At 73.3% G+C, this 21,747-nt stretch carries 20 protein-coding genes; 14 read left to right on the top strand and 6 right to left on the bottom strand.

Annotated elements, in window-relative coordinates; all coding sequences use genetic code 11:
* Window positions 1-50 precede the first annotated feature (50 nt).
* Complete coding sequence (locus AB0950_RS31580; protein WP_360158988.1) at window positions 51-449, bottom strand: hypothetical protein; 399 nt, start codon at window positions 447-449, stop codon at window positions 51-53.
* 275 nt (window positions 450-724) lie between these two features.
* Between AB0950_RS31580 and AB0950_RS31575 the strand changes: the two genes are divergently transcribed.
* Window positions 725-1,519, top strand: coding sequence for an SGNH/GDSL hydrolase family protein (locus tag AB0950_RS31575; protein ID WP_360158990.1), 795 nt, complete (start codon window positions 725-727; stop codon window positions 1,517-1,519).
* Between the two features lie 18 nt (window positions 1,520-1,537).
* Here AB0950_RS31575 and AB0950_RS31570 read toward each other — a convergent pair whose 3' ends face one another.
* Complete coding sequence (locus tag AB0950_RS31570; protein WP_366779935.1) at window positions 1,538-3,178, bottom strand: serine/threonine-protein kinase; 1,641 nt, start codon at window positions 3,176-3,178, stop codon at window positions 1,538-1,540.
* A 675-nt stretch (window positions 3,179-3,853) separates the two neighbouring features.
* Between AB0950_RS31570 and AB0950_RS31565 the strand changes: the two genes are divergently transcribed.
* The 3 genes from AB0950_RS31565 (at window position 3,854) to AB0950_RS31555 (ending at window position 5,658) form a co-directional block, all read left to right on the top strand.
* Window positions 3,854-4,447 (top strand): sigma-70 family RNA polymerase sigma factor, encoded by a 594-nt coding sequence (locus tag AB0950_RS31565; RefSeq protein WP_360159240.1) that lies wholly within the window; start codon window positions 3,854-3,856, stop codon window positions 4,445-4,447.
* A complete protein-coding gene (locus tag AB0950_RS31560) occupies window positions 4,444-5,262 on the top strand; it encodes an anti-sigma factor (protein ID WP_360158996.1) in 819 nt (272 codons plus the stop codon). The genes AB0950_RS31565 and AB0950_RS31560 overlap by 4 nt, the downstream gene beginning before the upstream one ends.
* Window positions 5,263-5,388: 126 nt before the next feature.
* Window positions 5,389-5,658 (top strand): hypothetical protein, encoded by a 270-nt coding sequence (locus AB0950_RS31555; RefSeq protein WP_360158999.1) that lies wholly within the window; start codon window positions 5,389-5,391, stop codon window positions 5,656-5,658.
* Window positions 5,659-5,744: 86 nt separating this feature from the next.
* Here the strand turns inward: AB0950_RS31555 and AB0950_RS31550 are convergent, their stop codons facing one another.
* Complete coding sequence (locus AB0950_RS31550; RefSeq protein ID WP_360575482.1) at window positions 5,745-6,953, bottom strand: CaiB/BaiF CoA-transferase family protein; 1,209 nt, start codon at window positions 6,951-6,953, stop codon at window positions 5,745-5,747.
* Window positions 6,954-7,039: 86 nt separating this feature from the next.
* Here AB0950_RS31550 and AB0950_RS31545 point away from each other — a divergent pair, with 86 nt between their 5' ends.
* Window positions 7,040-7,441, top strand: coding sequence for an aminoglycoside adenylyltransferase (locus AB0950_RS31545; RefSeq protein WP_360575483.1), 402 nt, complete (start codon window positions 7,040-7,042; stop codon window positions 7,439-7,441).
* On the opposite strand, the gene AB0950_RS31540 is transcribed toward AB0950_RS31545, so the two are convergent.
* Genes AB0950_RS31540 through hmgA form a run of 3 tightly spaced genes read right to left on the bottom strand, consistent with a single transcriptional unit; the run spans window position 7,438 to window position 10,720 of the window.
* A complete protein-coding gene (locus AB0950_RS31540; RefSeq protein WP_366779934.1) occupies window positions 7,438-8,589 on the bottom strand; it encodes a type ISP restriction/modification enzyme in 1,152 nt (383 codons plus the stop codon). The genes AB0950_RS31545 and AB0950_RS31540 overlap by 4 nt on opposite strands.
* 25 nt (window positions 8,590-8,614) lie before the next feature.
* Window positions 8,615-9,364, bottom strand: coding sequence for a GntR family transcriptional regulator (locus AB0950_RS31535; protein WP_360159011.1), 750 nt, complete (start codon window positions 9,362-9,364; stop codon window positions 8,615-8,617).
* Between the two features lie 45 nt (window positions 9,365-9,409).
* Entirely contained in the window at window positions 9,410-10,720 is a 1,311-nt protein-coding gene (gene hmgA / locus AB0950_RS31530; RefSeq protein WP_360159014.1) for a homogentisate 1,2-dioxygenase, read from the bottom strand.
* A gap of 215 nt (window positions 10,721-10,935) precedes the next feature.
* Here hmgA and AB0950_RS31525 point away from each other — a divergent pair, with 215 nt between their 5' ends.
* The 9 genes from AB0950_RS31525 (at window position 10,936) to AB0950_RS31485 (ending at window position 21,736) form a co-directional block, all read left to right on the top strand.
* Window positions 10,936-11,487 (top strand): hypothetical protein, encoded by a 552-nt coding sequence (locus AB0950_RS31525; protein WP_360159017.1) that lies wholly within the window; start codon window positions 10,936-10,938, stop codon window positions 11,485-11,487.
* A 64-nt stretch (window positions 11,488-11,551) separates the two neighbouring features.
* Window positions 11,552-12,169 carry a TetR/AcrR family transcriptional regulator gene (locus AB0950_RS31520; protein ID WP_360159020.1) on the top strand — a complete coding sequence of 206 codons (618 nt, stop codon included), beginning with the start codon at window positions 11,552-11,554 and terminating at the stop codon, window positions 12,167-12,169.
* A gap of 136 nt (window positions 12,170-12,305) precedes the next feature.
* A complete protein-coding gene (locus tag AB0950_RS31515; RefSeq protein ID WP_366779933.1) occupies window positions 12,306-14,537 on the top strand; it encodes a molybdopterin oxidoreductase family protein in 2,232 nt (743 codons plus the stop codon).
* A 124-nt stretch (window positions 14,538-14,661) separates the two neighbouring features.
* Window positions 14,662-16,050, top strand: coding sequence for a citrate:proton symporter (locus AB0950_RS31510; RefSeq protein ID WP_360159026.1), 1,389 nt, complete (start codon window positions 14,662-14,664; stop codon window positions 16,048-16,050).
* A 22-nt stretch (window positions 16,051-16,072) separates the two neighbouring features.
* Entirely contained in the window at window positions 16,073-17,317 is a 1,245-nt protein-coding gene (locus AB0950_RS31505; RefSeq protein WP_366779932.1) for an MFS transporter, read from the top strand.
* Window positions 17,318-17,417: 100 nt separating this feature from the next.
* Window positions 17,418-18,086: a hypothetical protein gene (locus tag AB0950_RS31500; RefSeq protein WP_360159032.1), complete on the top strand. Its 669-nt coding sequence runs from the start codon at window positions 17,418-17,420 to the stop codon at window positions 18,084-18,086.
* Window positions 18,073-18,744, top strand: coding sequence for a class F sortase (locus AB0950_RS31495; RefSeq protein ID WP_360159035.1), 672 nt, complete (start codon window positions 18,073-18,075; stop codon window positions 18,742-18,744). Before AB0950_RS31500 ends, AB0950_RS31495 begins: the two co-directional genes overlap by 14 nt.
* A gap of 137 nt (window positions 18,745-18,881) precedes the next feature.
* A complete protein-coding gene (locus AB0950_RS31490; RefSeq protein WP_366779931.1) occupies window positions 18,882-20,222 on the top strand; it encodes an ABC transporter ATP-binding protein in 1,341 nt (446 codons plus the stop codon).
* A 125-nt stretch (window positions 20,223-20,347) separates the two neighbouring features.
* Window positions 20,348-21,736 carry an aldehyde dehydrogenase family protein gene (locus tag AB0950_RS31485; RefSeq protein WP_366779930.1) on the top strand — a complete coding sequence of 463 codons (1,389 nt, stop codon included), beginning with the start codon at window positions 20,348-20,350 and terminating at the stop codon, window positions 21,734-21,736.
* Window positions 21,737-21,747: the final 11 nt, after the last annotated feature.

Below are 21,747 nucleotides of genomic sequence, written 5' to 3'. Positions count from 1 at the left end.
CCGTATAGGCAACCCCTGGGGGCTGACTCACGGTTTTGTTGGTTTGGCCGTTACACAACTTTGGCCGGTGTTGCTCGGTTATGTGTGCGTTTTCCGGAAATTCGTTCCCGGAGCGCGACCAGGAGCAGAAGCAGCACGCTCAGCACGGTCACCGCGACCACCCCGCCGCGGACCGACCAGCGGTGGACCGCGAGCATGCCCTGGGCCACCAGCATGTCGACGACGACCGAGCCCGCAAGCGCGCTCAGCACCCGGGCGAAGGGATCCAGCCCGCGCAGCGCCGCGGCGAGTGCCACGGCCGGCGCCGCCAGCAGGAAGAACAGGGTGCACGGGCCGCGCAGCCAGGATGCGGAATCGATGAGAGCGAGCAGCGCGCCGCACCCCGCGACAGCGGTCGCGGCCCCCGTGAGCAGCGGCAATGAAGATGTCTTGATGCGGATGGTCTGCATTGGCGACTTTGCCCCCCGACGCGCCGGATGCCGGGCTTCAATGTGGCCCAGCGCCGGGGAGGGCGTCAAGACGGACCGGTCCGTCTTTGAACATTCATGCCTCACTGCCCGATTGACGCCGTGTCAACAGATTTGGCATGCACACGCAATAGATGCGCGGTGAACGTTTCGCGTTGGTCCTGTTGAGACCCCAAAAGTTTTGGCATGGACACTTCCCGTCAACACGCGTAGTTGCTACCACAGTTATGGCAGAGATCCTGCTAAAGGGAGGTTCCATGAGACGTTCCCGACTTACCGGATTCGTGACCTCGCTCCTCCTCGCCGCCGGCCTCGGTCTCTCCGGAGCCGGTCACGCGACGGCCGCGACCGGCGGCTATGTGGCCCTGGGCGACTCCTACTCCTCCGGAGTCGGCGCGGGCAGCTACATCAGCTCCAGCGGCTCCTGCGACCGCAGCACCAACGCCTACCCGTACCTGTGGAACGCCGCGCACAGCCCGTCCTCGTTCGCGTTCAACGCCTGCTCGGGCGCCACGACGGACGACGTCATGGCGAACCAGCTCGGCTCCCTGAACTCCTCCACCTCACTGGTGTCCATCAGCATCGGCGGCAACGACGCGGGCTTCTCCGACGTCATGACGACCTGTGTGCTCCAGTCGGACAGCGACTGCCTCGCCCGGATCGCCACCGCCGAGGCGTACGTCGACAACACGCTCCCCGGCAAGCTGGACACCGTCTACAACGCGATCAGCGCCAAGGCCCCGGGCGCCCGGGTGGTCGTCCTCAGCTATCCCCGCTTCTACCTGCTCGGCCAGACCTGCCTCGGGCTCTCGGACACCAAGCGGTCCGCGATCAACGGCGCCGCCGACCACATGGACGCCGCCATCCAGAAGCGTGTCCAGGCCCACGGCTTCGTCTTCGGCGACGTCCGCTCCGCCTTCTCCACCCACGAGATCTGCTCCGGCAACTCGTGGCTGCACAGCGTGAACTGGACCGACATCAGCGAGTCGTACCACCCCACCGCGGCCGGCCAGTCGGGCGGCTATCTGCCGGTGTTCACCAACAACGCCTGACCCGAACGGCCTCGCCCGTCAGGGTGAACTCTCCGGCGAGCCGGAGGCCGAGGCGGAGGCCCCGCCCGACGGGGTCTCCGTCGGCGACGCCGTCGCGCAGTCCACCGAGAACGGCACCATGTTCGACGTGGTCTGCACGGGCGCGCGCACCTTCACGCCGACCTGGTCCCCGCTCGATGCGCCGCCCCGGTACACCGTCAGCGTCACCCGCACCTGCCGGGTCTTCTCGCCGCCCTCCGGGAACGACAGCGTGCGCCATCCCGGGTCGGACACCGATCCCCGTGCCGTCACCCACCGGTACTCCACCTGCGCCGGCAGCCGCCCGACCGTGAACGTCGCCGTGAACGAGGGCGTCTGCGCGGACGGCGGCGGACAGCTCCCCAAGTACGCCGTGTGCGCGCCCGCCACCGTGACCCGCACGGACTGCTCCGGCTGCGTGCTCGACGCCCTGCTGCTGCTCGTGGCCGAGGGCGTTGTCGCACCCGAGTCCGTGCCGCCGTGCGCGGTCGGCGTCCGCGCGCCGCCGCTCGTCCCGCCGGTGCCGCCCGCGCTCTGCTGGTCGCCGTCGTCCTGGTTCAGCAGCGCGTACGTCAGCCCCGCCAGCGCCAGGACGAGCACCAGGACGCCCGCCACCAGCACCGCGACCGTGCGCCGCCCGCGCTCCGGCGCGCCGGAGGACGTGGCCGCCGTGGTGCCGGACAGGGGCAGCGGCGGGGTGGGGGAGGACGGCTCCGCTTGCTGGTACGGCTGCCCGTGCCGCGCGGCGACGGTCGGCGCGGCGTACGGCGGCAGCGGCGCCGTGGCCGCCTGCGCGCCTCCGGGGGAGGGGACACCCCCGGCCGCGACGATCCGCAGGTCGTGCTCCGCCCGCTCGGCGTCGATGCGCTCCGCCGGGTCCTTGCGCAGCAGCCCCTCGATGACGCCGGCCAGCGGGCCGGCCCGGCGCGGCGGCGGCAACTCCTCGTCCACCACGGCGCGCAGGGTGCTGAGCGGGGTGTCGTACCGGAACGGCGAGACGCCCTCCACCGCCGCGTACAGCAGCACCCCCAGCGACCACAGGTCCGACTCCGGGCCCGGTGTCCGCCCGAGCGCCCGCTCCGGAGCGAGGAATTCGGGCGAGCCGATCACCTCGCCGGTCATGGTCAGCGCGGAGCTGCCCTCGACCGAGGCGATCCCGAAGTCGGTCAGCACCACCCGGCCGTCGTTCGCGAGCAGCACGTTGGCCGGTTTCACGTCCCGGTGCAGCACCCCGGCGGCGTGCGCGGCGCGCAGCGCGGACAGCACCTCGGCACCGATGTGCGCGGCCCGCTGCGGCGTGAGCGGACCCTCCGCCTCCAGCTGGTCGGCGAGCGACAGCCCGCGCACCAGCTCCATCACGATCCACGGCCGGCCGCCCTCCACGGCCACGTCGTACACCGTGACCACGTTGCGGCCCGCGACCCGGGCCGCCGCCCGCGCCTCCCGCTCCAGGCGCGCGTACATCCGCTCCACGTCGGAGGCGGGCAGCCCGGCCGGGGCCCGCACCTCCTTGACGGCCACCTCGCGGTGCAGCACCTCGTCCCGGGCGCGCCACACCGTGCCCATGCCGCCCTCGCCGAGCGGGGACAGCAGACGGTAGCGGCCCGCGATCACACGTTCGCGGCCGGGCTCTTCGGTCACGGTCTCCCCCCAGACACGTCGCGCACATCCCTGTCGCGCAGTTTTTCTCAAAGTAGCTCAGCCGAGCACGGATGCGGCCCTTTTGAACACCAATCCGGCGCCCGGGAACACGGACGGCCGGCGCGGACGCGCGAGCGGTACGGAGCGGTCAACAGGACGGCGCGCCCGGCGAGTCGCACCCCCGCCGGCGCCGGCCGGCGGCGGCGAACCGCCGCAGCGCGGCCACACGCGGATCGGGGGCGCCCTTGCCGGGGCCGGTGGAGGAAGAGCCTGGGCCGGCACCCTGCGGGTCCGGGACCTGGCCGTCAGGGGCGCTCACCGTCGCGCGCTTGCTCAACGGCGGCCCAGCGTCGGGGCGTTGACCGGACCCGGGCCCCGTGCCGCCGCTCCGGCCGACCCTCTCGGTGTCCTGGCTGTGCGCGTCCATGGCGTCTCCCGCGTCCGTCGGTCGTGTGCGAGGCGCGGCCCGCCGTGGGGGAGGGGGAAGTACGGGCCGCGCCGGTCCGGGGTGGGGCGGGGTCGTCTGCTCGGTGCCGCCCTGGCCTTCCCGGACAGGTCTTCGGAGCCGGCCCGCCGTGCGGATTGGCCGGGCGGGGAAAAACTTTCGGGGCGCCGCCGGCCCGCGTTTTCGGGCCGCCGATCCGTATCACCCGCGGGAGGTGTGCGTTCGTGCGGATGCGTGGAGTGCGCGGAAGAGCCGGCTGCGGGCACAAAGAGGCGGCCGGTGAACGGGCGGACGAGCTGCTGGTGCTCGTCGCCGGCGGCGACCAGCGGGCGTTCGAGGACCTGTACGCCCTGGTGTCCGGGCCGGTGTACGGACTCGTACGGCGGGTGGTGCGCGACCCCGCCCAGTCCGAGGAGGTCGCCCAGGAGGTCCTGCTGGAGACCTGGCGGCAGGCCGCCCGGTACGACCCCGGCCGGGGCAGCGCGCTGTCCTGGATCCTGACCCTCGCCCACCGCCGCGCCGTCGACCGGGTGCGCAGCGCCCGCGCGGCCGGCGAACGCGAGCAGCGTGAGGCCCTGCGCGCCGGGGAGCCCGCCTTCGACCAGGTCGCCGAGGAGGTCGAGGCCGGCATGGAACGCGAGTGGGTGCGCCGCTGCCTGCGCCGCCTGACGGACCTGCAACGCCAGTCCGTGACCCTCGCCTACTACGACGGCTACACCTACCGTGAGGTCGCCGAGCGGCTCTCGCTGCCGCTCGGCACGGTCAAGACGCGCATGCGCGACGGGCTCACCCGGCTCCGCGAGTGCCTGGGAGGAGCCGTATGAGCGTCCTCGGCCACCTGCTGCGCCGCGAGGGCCCGCACTCCCTCGCCGCGCCCTACGTCCTCGACGCCCTGGAACCGGCCGAGCGGCGCCGGTTCGTCAAACACCTGCGGGGCTGCGACCGCTGCACCGCCGAGGTGCGGGAACTGGCCGAGGACGCCGTGCGCCTCGCCTGGTCCACCGCGGCCCACGCGCCCCCCGCGCTGCGCGAGCGGGTGCTGGCCGCCGTACGCACCACCCCGCAGGAGCGGGACCGGACGCCGGTGCCGGAGCGCACCCCCCAGCTGCCCCCGCACGTCTGGGGTGCCCAGCCACCGCCGGGACGCACCCGTACGCCCCGCACGCGCCCTCTGTTCGTGCCGCTGGCCACGGCGACCGCGGCGGCGGCCCTCGTCGTCGCCTCGCTCTTCGCCGTGCAGGCCCAGCGCGCCCAGGGCCGGCTGGACGCGGAGCGGTCGCGGGCACGTGAGATCGCCCACGTTCTGGCCGCGCCCGACGCCCGCGCCGCCACCAGCGAGGACACCCGGGGCCGCGGGATCGGAGTGATCGCCTCCGCCGCGGAGGGCGAAGCCGTCGTCACCCTCAGCGGATACGGCGCCCCGCCCGCCGGCCGCGTCCACCAGCTCTGGCTCATGCGCCCCCGCGCGCAACCGCGCTCCCTCGGGCTCTTCGCGGGCGACACGCCCTTGGTCGCGAAAGGTCTCGGCACCTCCGCGACGTCACTCGCCGTGACCGTCGAGCCTGACGGTGGGTCAGCACAGCCCACCGGCCAGCCCATTGTCCAACTCACCCTGAAATCGGTCGGATTCGGAGAGTAGTCAACGACGGATGGTCAACCGCCTTGCAGGGAAGGTGAATCCTGTGGCCGAGATACACGCGTGCCCCACTGGGGCGATAGGGTTACTCTGCCCGGGCCGGGTGGACTCGTACGGGTGGGGAGTGACATGGAGCAGATAACAGTGCGCAGCAGGGCCAGGGTCCCTGCGATCACCTGCGGGAGCAGCGCGACCAGTTCGCGCCTCGACCGCCATCTGTCGGTGCTGGCGGGTCCCGCCATACCGCAGCGGGAGACGGTCGAGGCGACCTCGCTGATGCGTGAGCTGACGGCGCGTGACACCGCACACGAGCGCAGCGACCGGGGCCGGCGGGTCAGCCGCGTCTCCCTGTTCGCGCCACTGCGCCGGCTGCGCCGCTCGCTGTTCGGCGGCCACTGACCGGGCGCCGAACCGCCCCCTGGCCACCTCGAGCCGCCCTCGACCTGGCAGGCGGCCGATCCTGAGCCCCTCCGCAAGGCCGGCGCTCAGGCCGCCACACCGTCCCGGCGCATCGCTGCGATCTCGTCGTCCGTCATCCCCACGGCACGCAGCAGCGTCCCGGTGTGCTGCCCGAGCGCCGGCACCTCACCCATCCGTGCCTCGTCCCCGCCCGGCAGCGTGATGGGAGGCAGCAGCGCCTTCAGCGGCCCGACCGGCGACCCCACCTCACGCCACCGCTCCCGGGCCGCGAGCTGCGGGTGCGCGGCCAGTTCCCGCAGATCCCGCAGCCGGGCGCAGGCGATGCCCGCCTTCTCCAGCCGGGCCAGCGCCTCCCCGGTGTCCAGCACGCCGAGCGCCCGCGCCACCAGCTCGTCCGTCGTCTCCCGGTTCGCCACCCGTGCCGCGTTCGTCGCGTACGCCGGGTCCCTCGCCAATTCCGGGCGCTGTATGACCTGTTCGGCCAGCCGCCGCCACTCCCGGTCGTTCTGCACCGACACCAGCACGCGTCCGCCGTCCGCCGTCGCATAGGCGTCGTACGGCGCGATGACGGCGTGCGCCAGACCGGTGCGCGCCGGCGGCTCACCCCCGTGCATCGTGTGGTGCAGCGGATGCCCCAGCCACTCCGCGAGCGCCTCCAGCATCGACACCTCCACCGGCCCGCCCCGCCCGGTCGTCCCCCGCCGCACCAGGGCCGCCAGGACGCCCGAGAACGCGTACATGGCCGCCGCGATGTCCGCCGCCGGAATCCCGGCCTTCACCGGCTGCTCCGCCGTCCCGGTCACCGACACGAGCCCGGCCTCGCACTGCACGAGCATGTCGTACGCCCGCTTGTCCGCGTACGGCCCCGAGGAGCCGTATCCGGAGATGTCCACGGCGATCAGCCGGGGATGGGCCGCGCACAGGGTGGCCGCGTCGAGGCCGAGCCGGGCCGCCGCCCCGTGTGCGAGGTTCTGCACGAACACGTCCGCGTCCGCGATCAGCCGGCGTACGGCCTCCAGGCCCCGCGGGTCCTTCAGGTCCAGGGCGACGGACTCCTTGCCGCGGTTGCACCACACGAAGTGCGAGGCGAGACCGCGGGCCGCCGTGTCGTACCCGCGCGCGAAGTCGCCGCCGTCGACCCGCTCCACCTTGATGACCCGGGCGCCCAGATCGGCGAGCTGCCGGGTCGCGAACGGCGCGGACACGGCCTGTTCGACGGCGACGACGGTGAGGCCCGCGAGGGGCAGGGGCTGGGTGTCCGTGCGCTGTTCCATGCCCGGATCATGGCCCGTGACCGGCGGGTTTGTCAGCAGGCCGGCACCAGCCCGTCCCCGCCGGCGCGTTCCCTCAGGGTGCTGCCGTGAGGGAGCACGGGGACATCGACTGGTTCGCCCGGGGTGAGGACGCCGGGCCGCTCGCCGGGATGCTGGTCGGGCTCGGTCACACACCGGTGGCCGGACCCCCGCCCGGCCTGCAGCTGGACTTCGTCAAGGACGGGCTGGACAGCAGCTTCACCCTCCTGGACCGGGACGCGGCCGGCCGCGTGGTCGTCGCGGGCGGACCCTGGGCCGGAACGCCCTGGCCCGACGGCCTGCTGGACGGCGGAACGGGACGTATCGGGGACGTCGAGGCGCCGATCGTCAGCCCCGCCGCGCAGATCGAGATCAAGCGCATGATGCCCGTCTGGGACCCCTCCCGGCCCCGCCGGGCCAAGGACGCCGAGGACGTCGCCCGGCTGGAGGCCGCCCTCAAGCGCCGCTAGATCAGCGCGAACTGGCCCTCCGGGCCCTCCTCGTGATGGTCCAGGACCGAGGCCGGGCGGCGGGACGCCTCCGGCACCGGCAGGACGCCCGCCCGCCGCAGTTCGGCCGCGCCGATCGCGGACGTCACCTTCAACTCCGCCCGCAGCGGCCGCAGTTCCGCCAGCAGGGCGAGGACCGTGATCAGCTCCAGCAGCTCCGACGTCCAGGTCTGCGGCCAGCCGGCCGGGCGGATCGCGGCCAGCGTGCCCGGTTCGGGCGCGGTCGTGCGGGCCGCGAACCAGGACTCCAGCACCCGGGCCCCGGCCGCCTCGTACTCCCAGGCCTCCGGCGGGACGGGCGAGATACGGCCCTCGTCGAGGTGGAGGGTCTCCTCGTCGGGGTCGTAGCGCAGGGTGAGGGGCCGGGCCGGCAGGGGCGCGCGGACGTAGGGGCGGCGGCCGCCGGGCAGCTTGGGGCGTTCGCCGTCGCGGCGCATCAGCCACAGCATGCGGCGGCCGAGCTCGACGCCGGCCGTCCACACGGCGGGGTCGTCGGTGAGCGGGACGGTCAGGTCGGGGGCGGCGGCCGCCAGGATCCAGGCGAGGACGTCGACCGGAGCGGCCGGCTCGCCCAGGCGGCCGGAGAGATGGGCCGTCAGGCCGGGCGCGAGGTTCGGTTCCGCGCCGCCGGGGCGGCGGTACAGGGGGCGGATGCGGCCGGTGCGGAGCGTGGGGAGCAGCGAGGTCGCCAGCAGGGGATCCTCGCCGCCCGTCTCCACCGTGAAGACCTGGTGGGCGTCCGCCACCCGCCACAACTCCGGCCGCGCGGCGTCGATCAGCCGGTGGTCCGGGATCAGCCACTGCGCGTCGAAGGGCGCCGCGAGGACGCGGACCGGCTCGGCGCAGGGGCCCTCGGCGCGGGCGAGCCGGCCGGTGCCGGTGGACTGGCCGGGGAGCTGGCCCACCGCCGAGTCGAGAGTGCGGGCGCGGGTCGGCTCGAACAGGGCCGCCCGGGCGGGGCCCTCGGCCTTCAGCAGGGCGTCCCAGCGGGCCTTCAGGGAGGCGGGGTCGGGCGCCGTCGGCCAGGCGCGGCCCGGCCGCAGCGGTGCGACGGACCACGGCATGAGGTCCGCCAGCAGCGGAGCGTCGTCGTGCGTCACGCAGGGCATCGTACGGCCTGACCGGGACCCCGTATCAGGTCGCGTCCAGGGTCACGGTGAAGGAGAACCGGTCCCCCCGGTAGTGGATCACCGCCACGTCCAGGACCCGCCCGTCGCTGTCGTACGTCACGCCCGTGTAGTGCAGGATCGGGCTCAGCAGCGGCACCTGGAGGAGCCGGGCGGTCTCCGGGTCGGCGAGCCGCGCCTCCACGGTGTCCGTGATACGGCTGATGTCCGCCCCGACCACGTCCCGCAGCACCTTCGTCATCGGCCAGCGGATCAGGTCCTCCAGGTGGATCCGCGCGGCGAGTTCGGGGCGGACGTGGTTGACGGCGTGGTTGGTCGGCTCGCCGGTCTTCTCGTCGCTGCGCAGCCGGTGGTACGCGGCCACCTCGGCGAGATCCGGGAAGTACTCGGCGAGAGCGGCCGGCACGGGCACCTTGCCGTGGTCCAGCAGCTCGGTCGTCATCCCCGACTGCTGGGCCACGATGGCGTCCACCGAGCCCAGCAGCCGCACCGGCGCGCCCCGCCGGACGTCGGGCTCGATGAACGTGCCGCGCCGCCGGTGCCGGCTGATCAGGCCCTCGTCCTCCAGCTCCTTCAGCGCCTGCCGCATCGTCAGCACGCTCACGCCGTAGTGCTCCGCCAGTCGCTCCTCCGTCGGCAGCCGCAGCGGGTCCTCGGGGGAGCGGCCGAGTATCGAGGCGCGCAGCGACTGCGACACCTGGTACCACAGCGGCAGCTTGCGGTTCAGGACGATGGAGTCCGGGGCGAAGGAGGTCACTCGGCTATCCGTACCGGTCGACGAACGGGAGGCGCAACAGCGGTGTCAGGCGCGGAAATGGCTCTCGAGCCCCTTCCAGACGTCGTCGTAGCGCCGCTGGAGGTGGTCGGCGGACGCCGCGTGCGCGGTGAGGGTCACCGGCCAGCGGGTCTCGAACATGAAGGCCAGGCCGTCGTCGACCTTCTGCGGCCGCAGCTCCGCCGTGCTGGCCCGGTCGTAGGTCTCCCGGTCCGGGCCGTGCGCCGACATCATGTTGTGCAGGGAGCCGCCGCCCGGCACGAAGCCCTCCGCCTTGGCGTCGTAGGCGCCCTCGATCAGGCCCATGTACTCGCTCATCACGTTCCGGTGGAAGTACGGCGGCCGGAAGGTGTCCTCGCCCACCAGCCAGCGCGGGGCGAAGACGACGAAGTCGACCCCGGCCAGGCCCGGGGTGTCCGAGGGGGAGGTCAGGACCGTGAAGATGGACGGGTCAGGGTGGTCGTAGGAGATGGTGCCGATCACATTGAAACGGCGCAGATCGTAGAGGTACGGCACATGGTTGCCGTGCCAGGCGACCACGTCGAGCGGGGAGTGGTCGTAGGTCGCCGTCCACAGGTTGCCGCAGAACTTGTTCACCACCTCCACCGGGCCGGTCACGTCCTCGTACGCGGCGACCGGAGCCTGGAAGTCGCGTGCGTTGGCGAGGCCGTTGGCGCCGATCGGGCCGAGGTCGGGGAGCCGGAAGGGCGCGCCGTAGTTCTCGCACACATAGCCCCGGGCCGACTCGTCAAGCAGCTCCACACGGAAGCGGACCCCGCGGGGGATCAGCGCCACATGGGCCGGCTCCACGGCCAGCCGGCCGAACTCGGTGTGCAGCAGCAGTCCGCCGCGCTCCGGCACGATGAGCAGTTCGCCGTCGGCGTCGGAGAAGACGCGCTCCATCGAGGCGTTGGCGTGGTACAGGTGCACGGCCATGCCGGTGCGCTGGGTGGCGTCGCCGTTGCCGCCGAGGGTCCACAGGCCGGCGAGGAAGTCGGTGCCGGCCGGCGGCTCGGGGAGCGGGTTCCAGCGCAGCCGGTTGGGGTCGGGCACGGTCTCGGTGAAGGGGGCCGTGCGGATCGCGCCGTTGCCGGTGCGGGTGAACGCCGGGTGCGCGGCCGAGGGGCGGATGCGGTAGAGCCAGGAGCGGCGGTTGTGTGCCCGCGGCTCGGTGAACGCCGTACCGCTCAGCTGCTCCGCGTACAGCCCGAGCGGTGCCCGCTGCGGCGAGTTGCGGCCCTCGGGCAGCGCGCCGGGCACCGCCTCCGAGGCGTGCTCGTTGCCGAATCCGGTCAGGTACGACAGCCCCGCCGCGGTCTTCCGCGCGTCCCCGCTCATGATCGCTCCCTTGCGCTCCTGATTCCTATGCAACACCGTAGGAATAGGTGGGTGGCGGATGCAAGAGGGCGACGGGGGTCCGCTGGGAAGGAAGGCGCGGCCGGCACTCCACCCCCGGGGCGCCGGGCGTACTCCGTCAGGCGGATCTCCAAGGGCTGCCGGAACCCGACTTCAGGCGGATTCGGCGGGCCGGCGCGTTGTCCTACTCTCCCGGCATGCCCAGGACGTCGTGGATCCGCAGGACGCTCGCCGCGCTCGCGGCGGCCGTCCTGCTGCCGCTCGGCGCGGCGGGCTGCGCGTCCGGTCACCACGGCGGCGGCGGGATCTCGCCCTCCCCGGTCGGCAAGGTCCTCGACGACACCGACGACACCGGCCGCCATCTGCGCGAGGTCGACAAGAAGGACGCGCCGCAGGTCGCCGTCGAGGTGACCCCGGACCCGGCCGGCGGCTGGGACGTCCGGCTGACGTTCCGTCACTTCCGCTGCTCCCCGCCCGGCACCGGCGCGACGGCGGTCGGCGGGCGCGGGCTCGTGCACCTCTTCGTCGACGGCCGCCGGATCGCCCGGCTGCGCTCCCACGGCTACCACCTGCCCGCGGGCCTCGTCCCGCACGGCACCCACCACGTCACCGCGCGCCTGTACGCCGACGACGGCACCGTCTGGGCCGTGCACGGAAGGCCGGTGCAGAGCACCGCCGACATAACGGTGTCGGACCCGGAGCCGGCCGGCCCCTCGGCGAGTACGGCGACCCCGGCGGGCCGGACATGAGTGCACCGGCCACTGTTCTCCGTACAGGAGGGTGAGGTTCACCGCACCCCGGCGGGGAGGCATCATGAGGTCCGTGCCCCACGCGACATCGCTCCGCCGCGCGCCCGTCCAGCGGCGCAGCGCCGAACGGCTGACCAGGATCCTGGACGCCTGCGCCGAACTCCTCGACGAGGTCGGCTACGACGACCTGAGCACCCGCGCGGTCGCCCAGCGCGCCGGTGTGCCCATCGGCTCCGTCTACCGGTTCTTCGGCAACAAGCGGCAGATGGCCGACGCCCTCGCCCAGCGCAACCTGGAGCGGTACAGCGAGCGGGTCACCGAGCGGCTGAAGAAGGCGGACCAGGGGGACTGGCGGGCCGCGATGGACGCGGTCCTGGACGAGTACCTGGCCATGAAGCGCACCGCGCCCGGCTTCTCCCTGGTCGACTTCGGCAACCAGATACCGGTCGGCGCCCGCCACACCGAGCCCAACACCCGTGTCGCCGACCGCCTCACCGACCTGCTCTCCGGCTACCTCGGCCGCACCCCCGACGGTCATCTGCGCCGCGTCTTCCTGGTCGCCGTGGAGAGTGCCGACACCCTCGTCCAGCTGGCTTTCCGCACCGACCCGGACGGCGACGAGGCGATCATCACCGAGACCCGCGAACTGCTGCGGGCGTATCTGGGACGCGTGCTGGACTGAGTTCCGGCCGCGGTGCGGTATGGCAAAGGACTCCCCTTAAGGGACTCCCCTCCATGCATACCGGTCGGTATGCTCACCGGCAGGCCGAGCCCGTCCGTGCTCGCCCCGGCACCGCCGCCGACCCCCGGGAGGACCCGTGTCCCGCACCGCCCTGCGAATCTGCCCCCTGTGCGAGGCCACCTGCGGGCTGACCCTCACCATCGAGGGCACCCGGGTCACCGGCGCCCGCGGTGACCGCGAGGACGTCTTCAGCAAGGGGTTCATCTGCCCCAAGGGCGCCTCCTTCGGGGCGGTCGACTCCGATCCCGACCGGCTGCGCACCCCGCTCGTGCGCAGGGACGGCGAGCTGCGCGAGGCCACCTGGGAGGAGGCCTTCGACGCGGTCGCCGCCGGTCTGCGCCCGGTGGTGGAGGGGTACGGCCCGGACTCCGTCGGCGTGGTCCTCGGCAACCCCAACGTGCACACCGTGGCGGGCGCCCTCTACCCGCCGGTGCTCCTCGCCGGCCTGCGCACCCGCAGCCTGTTCACCGCCTCCACGGTCGACCAGATGCCCAAGCACGTCTCCAGCGGCCTGCTCTTCGGCGACGCGAACGCCATCCCGGTGCCCGACCTGGACCACACCGACCACCTGCTGCTCATCGGCGCCAACCCGCTGGAATCCAACGGCAGTCTGTGCACCGCCCCCGACTTCCCCGGCAAGCTGAAGGCGCTCAAGGCCCGCGGCGGCCACCTCACCGTGGTGGACCCGCGCCGCACCCGTACCGCCCGGCTCGCCGACCGGCACCTGGCGATCCGGCCCGGCACCGACGCCCTGCTGCTCGCGGCGATGGCGCACACCCTCTTCGCGGAGGACCTGGCCGACCTCGCGCACCTCGCCCCGCACGTCCAGGGCCTCGACGAACTCCGGGAAGCGGTGGAGGACTTCACCCCCGACGCCGTGGCCGAGGCGTGCGACATCGACGCGCCGACCATCCGCGCCCTCGCCCGCGAACTGGCCGCCGCCCCCACCGCCGCCGTCTACGCCCGCATCGGCAGCTGCACCGTGCCGCACGGCACCCTGGCCAGCTGGCTGGTGGACGTCCTCAACATCCTCACCGGCAACCTGGACCGGCCCGGCGGCGCCCTCTTCCCGCAGGCCGCCACCGACAAGACGCCCCGCCCGGCGGGCCCCGGCCGGGGCTTCGCGCTCGGCCGCTGGCACTCCCGGGTACGTCGACTGCCCGAGGCCAAGGGCGAGTTGCCGCTCTCCGCGCTCGCCGAGGAGATCGACACCGCGACGGACGAGGGCGAGCCGGTCCGCGCGCTGATCGTCGTCGCCGCCAACCCGGTGCTGTCCGCGCCCGACGGCGACCGCCTCGACAAGGCGCTGGACTCGCTGGACTTCATGGTCAGCGTCGACCCGTACCTGAACGAGACCTCCCGCCACGCCGACGTCGTCCTGCCCCCGCCCCCGCCCTCGCAGAGCCCGCACCACGACTTCGCCTTCAACACCCTCGCCGTGCGCAACCAGGTCCGCTACAGCCGCCCCGCCGTCCCGCTGGAGCCGGGCCGGATGGCCGAGAGCGAGATCCTCGCCCGGCTGATCCTCGCGGCCACCGGCATGCACGGCGCCGACCCCGCCGCCGTCGACGCCATGGTCATCGAGCAGACCCTCGGCAAGGCCGTGACCGACAAGCACTCGCCGGTGTACGGCCGCGACCCGGAGGAACTCGCCGGGCAGCTGACCGGGGAGAGCGGTTCCGAGCGACGGCTGGACATGATGCTGCGCCTCGGCCCGTACGGCGACGGCTTCGGCGTACGGCCCGACGGACTGAGCCTGGCCGAGCTGCTCGCCCACCCGCACGGCATCGACCTCGGCCCGCTGCGCCCGCGCCTGCCGCAGCCGCTGAAGACCCGCAGCGGCAAGGTCGAGCTGCTGCCCGAGCCGATCGCCGCCGACCTGCCCCGGCTGCGCGAGGTGCTGCGCGAACGGCCCGCGGGACTCGTCCTCGTCGGCCGCCGCCATCTGCGCTCCAACAACAGCTGGATGCACAACGTGCCGGCCCTCACCGGCGGTTCCAACCGCTGCACCCTGCACATCCACCCCGAGGACGCGGCCCGGCTCGGCGTCCGTGACGGGGCGGACGTCCGCGTCAAGGGCGCCGGGGGAGAGGTGGTGGCGCCGGCCGAGGTCACCGACGCCGTACGGCCCGGGGTGGTGAGCCTCCCGCACGGCTGGGGCCACAACCGCCCCGGAAGCCGGATCAGCCACGCCGCGCAGGACCCCGGCGTCAACGTCAACCAGCTCCTCGACGGCAGCCTGCTCGACCCGCTCTCCGGCAACGCGGTGCTCAACGGCGTCCCCGTCCAGTTGGCCGCAAGCCTGTGACCTGGACTTTCGCGCGTATTGCTCACGCGTCAACATCTTGTTAACGCCGATCGACGGGACCTAACGTCAACGCACCGCCGACCCCCAGGTGGGATGTTCAAGGGCGAACGTTAGGTATCCACTCATGCTCACCATCCTCGGCTTCGCCATGATCGCGACCTTCCTGGTCCTGATCATGCTGAAGAAGATGTCGCCGATCGCGGCGCTCGTGCTCATACCCGCGCTGTTCTGCGTGTGCGTGGGCAAGGGCGGCAGACTCGGCGACTACGTCATCGACGGCGTCACCAGTCTCGCCCCCACCGCGGCGATGCTCATGTTCGCGATCGTCTACTTCGGCGTGATGATCGACGTCGGCCTCTTCGACCCGGTCGTGCGGGGCATCCTCAGGTTCTGCAAGGCCGACCCGCTGCGCATCGTCGTCGGTACGGCGGTCCTCGCCGCGATCGTCTCCCTGGACGGCGACGGCTCCACCACCTTCATGATCACCGTCTCGGCGATGTACCCGCTGTACAAGCGCCTGAAGATGTCCCTGGTCGTGATGACCGGTGTGGCCGCCATGGCCAACGGCGTGATGAACACGCTGCCCTGGGGCGGCCCGACCGCGCGTGCCGCCACCGCGCTGAAGGTCGACGCGAGCGACATCTTCGTACCGATGATCCCGGCCCTCGCCGTGGGCCTGCTGTTCGTCCTCGTCCTCGCCTACGTCCTCGGCCGCCGCGAGCGCAGGCGGCTCGGCGTCCTCACCCTGGACGAGGTGCTGGTGGAGGAGCCCGCCGAGGCCGTTCTCGTGGGCGCCGGCTCCGGCACGTCACCGGCCCGCAACGGCGGTTCCGGTCCCGGCCTGCCCGAGGGCCCGGACGGCGACGACGGCTTCAAGGGCCTCGACCCGCACCGCGCGACCCTGCGCCCGAAGCTGTACTGGTTCAACGCGCTGCTCACCGTCGCCCTGCTCACCGCCATGATCATGGAGTGGCTGCCGATCCCGGTGCTGTTCCTGCTCGGCGCGGCCCTCGCCCTGACCGTCAACTTCCCGCACATGCCCGACCAGAAGGCCCGGATCGCTGCCCACGCCGAGAACGTCCTCAACGTCTCCGGCATGGTCTTCGCCGCCGCCGTCTTCACCGGCGTGCTCCAGGGCACCGGCATGGTCGACCACATGGCGACGTGGCTGGTGGACAACATCCCGGCCGGCATGGGCCCGCACATGGCCCTGGTCACCGGCGTGCTGAGCATCCCGCTGACGTACTTCATGTCCAACGACGGCTTCTACTTCGGCATCCTGCCCGTGCTCGCCGAGGCCGGCCACGCGCACGGCGTCTCCACGCTGGAGATCGCCCGCGCCTCGATCATCGGCCAGCCCCTGCACATGTCCAGCCCGCTCGTCCCCGCCGTCTACGTCCTGGTCGGCATGGCCAAGGTCGAGTTCGGCGACCACACCCGGTTCGTGGTCAAGTGGGCCGCCCTGACATCCCTGGTGGTGCTCGGGGCAGGGATCCTCTTCGGCATCGTCTGACGCTCGGGAAGGGGACCGTTCCATGGCGCCCGGTGGGAACCGCGGCTGGCTGCTCCGCCTCGTCCTCGCCTTCGGCTTCGCGCAGGGCGCGGTGTCGATGGCCCGGCCCGCCGTCTCCTACCGGGCGCTCGCGCTCGGCGCCGACGAGCGGGCGGTCGGCGTCATCGCCGGCGTGTACGCGCTGCTGCCCCTGTTCGCCGCCGTACCGCTCGGCCGGCGCACCGACCACGGCCGCTGCGCGCCCCTGCTCCCGGCCGGCGTGGTCCTGATCTTCGGCGGCTGCGCGCTCAGCGGGCTGGCGGGCTCCCTGTGGGCCATGGCCCTGTGGAGCGGGGTGATGGGCCTCGGGCACCTCTGCTTCGTCATCGGCGCCCAGTCGCTGGTCGCCCGCCAGTCGGCGCCGCACGAACAGGACCGCAACTTCGGCCACTTCACCATCGGCGCGTCCCTCGGCCAGCTCATCGGCCCGGTCGCCGCCGGCGCCCTGATCGGCGGCTCCGACCGGGCGCACAGCAGCGCGCTCGCCCTGGTGGCGGCGGGCGCGGGCGCGGCGGCCGCCTTCGCCTCGCTGTGGCGCATCGAGGACCGTACGGCCGCCACTTCCCGTGCGCCGCAGGGCGATCGCGTGCCGGTGGGCCGCATCCTGCGCGCCCGGGGCGTACCCGCGGGCATGCTGATCAGCCTCTCCGTGCTGTCCGCGACGGACATCCTCACCGCGTACCTCCCGGTGGTCGGCGACCACCGGGGCATCGCGCCGTCGGTGATCGGCGTCCTGCTGAGCCTGCGCGCGGGCGCCACGATCGCCTGCCGCCTGGTCCTCACCCCGCTGCTGCGGCTGCTCGGCCGTCCGGCGCTGCTCACCCTGACCTGCCTCCTCGCGGCCCTGCTGTGCGCGGGGGTGGCGCTGCCGGCGCCGGTGTGGGCGCTCGGGGCGATGCTCACGGTCCTCGGCTTCTGCCTGGGCGTGGGCCAGCCGCTGTCGATGACGACGGTGGTGCAGGCGGCGCCCGAGGAGGCCCGCTCCACGGCGCTCGCGCTGCGCCTGACCGGCAACCGGCTCGGCCAGGTGGCGGCGCCGGCCGCCGCGGGCCTGGTCGCGGGCGTGGCCGGGGTGGCGGCGCCGTTCGTGATGCTGGGCGCGTTGCTGCTGCTGTCCTCGGGGGTGGCGGTGCGGTCGCCGCAGAGACAGCAGAAGCCGAGGGGGCCGGGGCGGACGGCCGGAGAGGGGACCGGGCGCGCGGGATTGCGCCGCACGAGCGATCTCTGACGACGCGCCGGGTGTCGGGTCGTCAGATCACCTGTCCATCAAGCACAGTCCAGGCGAAAGAGCGATTTGTATGAAAATCGTCTGACGCGGAGGAATGTGCATGCCCACCCTGACCTCACCACGTGTTTTCGGGCCCCGCGCGGGCGCCACTGTCGTCCTCACCGCCCTCGCCGCGGCGGGCGTGTCGTGGGTGGTGGCACCGACCGCGGCCGCCCTCGGGGAGAACGGCGACATCATGATCCAGCCTGTGGGCGACCACTCCGAAGACGGCACCGACGACGCCCCGGTGGTGTGCAAGTTCAGGCTGGACGCCGTCAACTTCGACTCGCTGCCCACCATCGCCTACACCATCACCCCGCTGCCTCCGCTGCCCAGCGCGGCCACCGCCGCCGGCACCATCCAGCTCGGCGGGGGCACCGGTCGCACGGACACGATCGGGCTGGCCGACGGGAAGTACACGCTCAGCTGGATCGTGGGCACTCCCAGCACCACCAAGCAGAAGATCTTCCGGGTCAACTGCCACGGCAGGAGGCACGAGGAGCGGCCCGGGCCGGGCGGTCAGATCGCCGACGACCACCGCGACGACGGCGCCTGGGGCCGGGGCGACCACAACGACCCGCGCGGCGGCGTGCACGCGGGCGGCGGCGGCCTGATCGACAAGGCCGCGGCCTACACGCCGGTGGCCGCCGCGGGCGCCGTGGGCCTCACCGCGATCGGCGGTGCCGTGTACGTCCGGCGCAGCCGCCGGCGGCCCCATGGCGCCGCGTAGGCGGAGGAGAAGGCCCTGGTACCGGACCCGCGCCTACCGCCTCACCAGGACGGCCCTGCTGATCACCGTCCTGGTGACGGTCACCGGCCGGTGCGGGGGGCACGGCGGGGCCGCCGGGGGTGGCGGCCCCGACGTGGCGGCCGCCGCCGGGCCGGGGTCCGCGCAGTCCGACGGGCGCCCCACGCCCCCGCCCCGCCCGCTGCCCCGGTCCCGGCCGGCCTCCTTCCGCATCCCCTCGCTCGGGATCGCGGCCCCGGTCGCGGGCGTCCGCCTGGACCCGGAGGGGCGTCTTGAGACACCGCCCGTCGACCGGCCCAAGCTGGTCGGCTGGTACGAGGGCGGCGCCACACCGGGGGAGTCCGGCACCGCGATCGCCGTCGGCCACCGCGACACCACCACCGGTCCCGCCGTCTTCGCGGCGCTCGCCTACGTCAAACCCGGCAAAACCGTCGAGGTCCGCCGCGCCGACGGCCGTACCGCCGTCTACACCGTGGACCGGGTGAAGGTGTTCGACAAGACGGGCTTTCCGGACAAGGAGGTCTACGGCCGCACCCGGCGCCCCGAACTGCGGGTGCTGACCTGCGGCGGCTTCTACAGCCGGCGGACGGGCTACACCAGCAACGTGGTGGTCTTCGCCCACCTGTCCGCCACCAAGTGACCGGCCGTGCCGCACGAGTCTTCCCCCCGCCGGGCACATTCCGTTAACTTCCGTGACCGACAGGCCCCGTTCGACCCGCACGGGGCCTTCGGACCACGGAGCGGCGAGGCTCCGGACAGCCCCCGGGGGCGGCAGCCATGACACGCGCCATCGCACTGCACGACGTGAGCAAGGCCTACGCACGCGGCCCCCGCGTGGTCGACGGGCTCTCGCTGGACATCGCGCCCGGCGAGTTCCTGGTCCTGCTCGGACCGTCCGGCTGCGGCAAGTCCACCGTGCTGCGGATGATCGCCGGGCTGGAGGACATCGACGAGGGCGAGCTGCTGCTCGACGGCGAGCCGGCCGACGACTGGCTGCCCTCCGAGCGCGGCATGGCCATGGTCTTCCAGAACTTCGCCCTCTATCCGAACATGACCAGCGCCGACAACATCGGCTTCCCGCTGCGCATCGAGGACCCCGGCACCGACCCCCGCCCGCGCGTCGGCGCCACCGCCCGCATGCTGGGCATCGAGGAACTGCTCGACCGCTTCCCGAGCCAGCTCTCCGGCGGGGAGCGGCAGCGGGTGGCGATGGGCCGGGCCATCGCCCGCCGTCCGTCCGCCTTCCTCATGGACGAGCCGCTGTCCAACCTCGACGCCAAGCTGCGCAACCACCTGCGCGCCGAGATCTCCCAGCTCACCCGGGAGCTGGGGGTCACCACGGTGTACGTCACCCACGACCAGACCGAGGCGATGTCGCTGGGCGACCGGGTCGCCGTACTGCGCGGGGGAGTGCTCCAGCAGGTCGGCACCCCGCGCACGGTCTACGCACTGCCCCGCAACGTCTTCACCGCCGCCTTCATCGGCACCCCGCGCATCAACCTGCTGCGCGGTCTGGTGCGGGCCCCGCTGGACGGCGCCATGACCATCAGCCTGGGCAAGCAGGCCCTGCGGCTGCCCGAACCGCTCTCGCTGGACCACCAGTTGCTGCGCGTGCAGCAGGGCCGCGAGGTGATCGTGGGGCTGCGCTCGGAGGCGGTCCGCATCGCCAAGCACAGCGCCGCCCGGCCGGGCGAGGTCGCGCTCACCGGTCTCGTGGAGCACCTGGAGTTCCAGGGCCACGAGATGCTCGTCCACTTCAACACCGGCTCCCGGCCCGCCGTCGTACCCGAACTGGAGGCCCCGCGCCCCGCCGCCCGGCCGGTGCGGCGGCGCCGCCGGGAAGGCCCGAACGTGCTGGACCGGCTGCTGGAGCGGGCCGGTGCGCGGCGGCCCGGACCGGTGGCGACGCTCGAACACCCCGCGGACGCCGGGCCCGACCCCGCGCCCCCGGAGGGCCGGCTCCCCGGCGACCTGGTGGTCCGCACCACCCCCGACCTCCGGCTGCACCACGGCATGCAGGTCCCGCTCCTGGTGGACCTCGCCCATCTCTTCGTCTTCGACCAGCACGGAGACCGTATCTGCCCGTCCCCCGACCGGCTGCCCGACCTGGACGAGTGAGCCCCGGCACAGGGACGCGTGAGCACCGGCCACCCCGGCGATGATGTCCTGGTACCTCTGGCGCCAGAAAACTAACACCGCTAGTTTGTGTGCCGGACGACGCAGACCCGCCGGGAGGAAGCACCATGAAGGCACACGACGGCCTCTACATCGACGGCGCCTGGCGCCCCGCCGAGACCACGGACGTCATCGAGGTCGTGAACCCCGCCGACGAGCAGGTCATCGCGAGCGTGCCGGCCGGCGGCGCCCTGGACGTCGACACCGCCGTACGCGCCGCGCGCGCCGCCCTGCCCGGCTGGGCCGCCACGCCCCCGGCCGAGCGCGCCGCACGCCTGAGCGCCCTGCGGGACGTCCTCGCGGCCCGCAAGGAGGAGATCGCCGAGACGGTCACCGCCGAACTGGGCTCCCCGCCGGCCTTCTCGCAGGCCGTGCACGCGGCGGTGCCGATCGCGGTCGCCGGCTCCTACGCCGAGCTGGCCGCGACCCACACCTTCGAGGAGAAGGTCGGCAACTCCACCGTCCTCAGCGAGCCCATCGGCGTGGTCGGCGCGATCACGCCCTGGAACTACCCCCTGCACCAGATCGTCGCCAAGGTGGCCCCCGCGCTCGCCGCCGGCTGCACGGTGGTCCTCAAGCCCGCGGAGGACACCCCGCTCACCGCCCAGCTCTTCGCCGAGGCCGTCCACGAGGCCGGCCTGCCCGCCGGTGTGTTCAACCTGGTCACCGGGCTCGGCCCGGTCGCCGGGCAGGCCCTCGCCGAGCACCCCGACGTCGACCTGGTCTCCTTCACCGGCTCCACGGCCGTCGGCCGGCGGATCGGCGCGGTGGCGGGCGGAGCCGTCAAGAAGGTGGCCCTCGAACTCGGCGGCAAGTCCGCCAACGTCATCCTGCCGAGCGCCGACCTCGCCAAGGCGGTCAACGTCGGCGTCGCCAACGTGATGTCGAACTCCGGCCAGACGTGCAGCGCCTGGACCCGCATGCTGGTCCACCGCGACCAGTACGACCAGGCCGTCGAGCTGGCCGCCGCGGCCGCCGCCAAGTACGGCGACCGCATCGGGCCGCTGGTCAACGCCAAGCAGCAGCAGCGGGTGCGCGGCTACATCGAGAAGGGCGTCGCCGAGGGCGCCCGGCTGGTCGCGGGCGGCCCCGAGTCCCCGCGCGAGAAGGGCTACTACGTCAGCCCGACCGTCTTCGCCGACGTGACCCCCGAGATGACGATCGCGCAGGAGGAGATCTTCGGCCCCGTCCTGTCGGTGCTGAGGTACGACGACGAGGAGGACGCCCTGCGCATCGCCAACGGCACCGTCTACGGCCTCGCGGGCGCCGTCTGGGCCGGCGAGGAGTCCGAGGCGGTGGCCTTCGCCCGGCGCATGGACACCGGCCAGGTCGACATCAACGGCGGCCGGTTCAATCCGCTGGCCCCCTTCGGCGGCTACAAGCAGTCCGGGGTCGGCCGCGAACTCGGCGCGCACGGACTCAGCGAGTACCTCCAGACCAAGTCCCTCCAGTTCTAAGGAAGTACGCG

Origin of the sequence: Streptomyces sp. NPDC007189, from assembly GCF_040703635.1 — a bacterium.
Taxonomy (GTDB): Bacteria; Actinomycetota; Actinomycetes; order Streptomycetales; family Streptomycetaceae; genus Streptomyces.
Note: the sequence above shows the minus strand (reverse complement) of the source record. Positions and strands in the feature narration are given on the sequence as shown.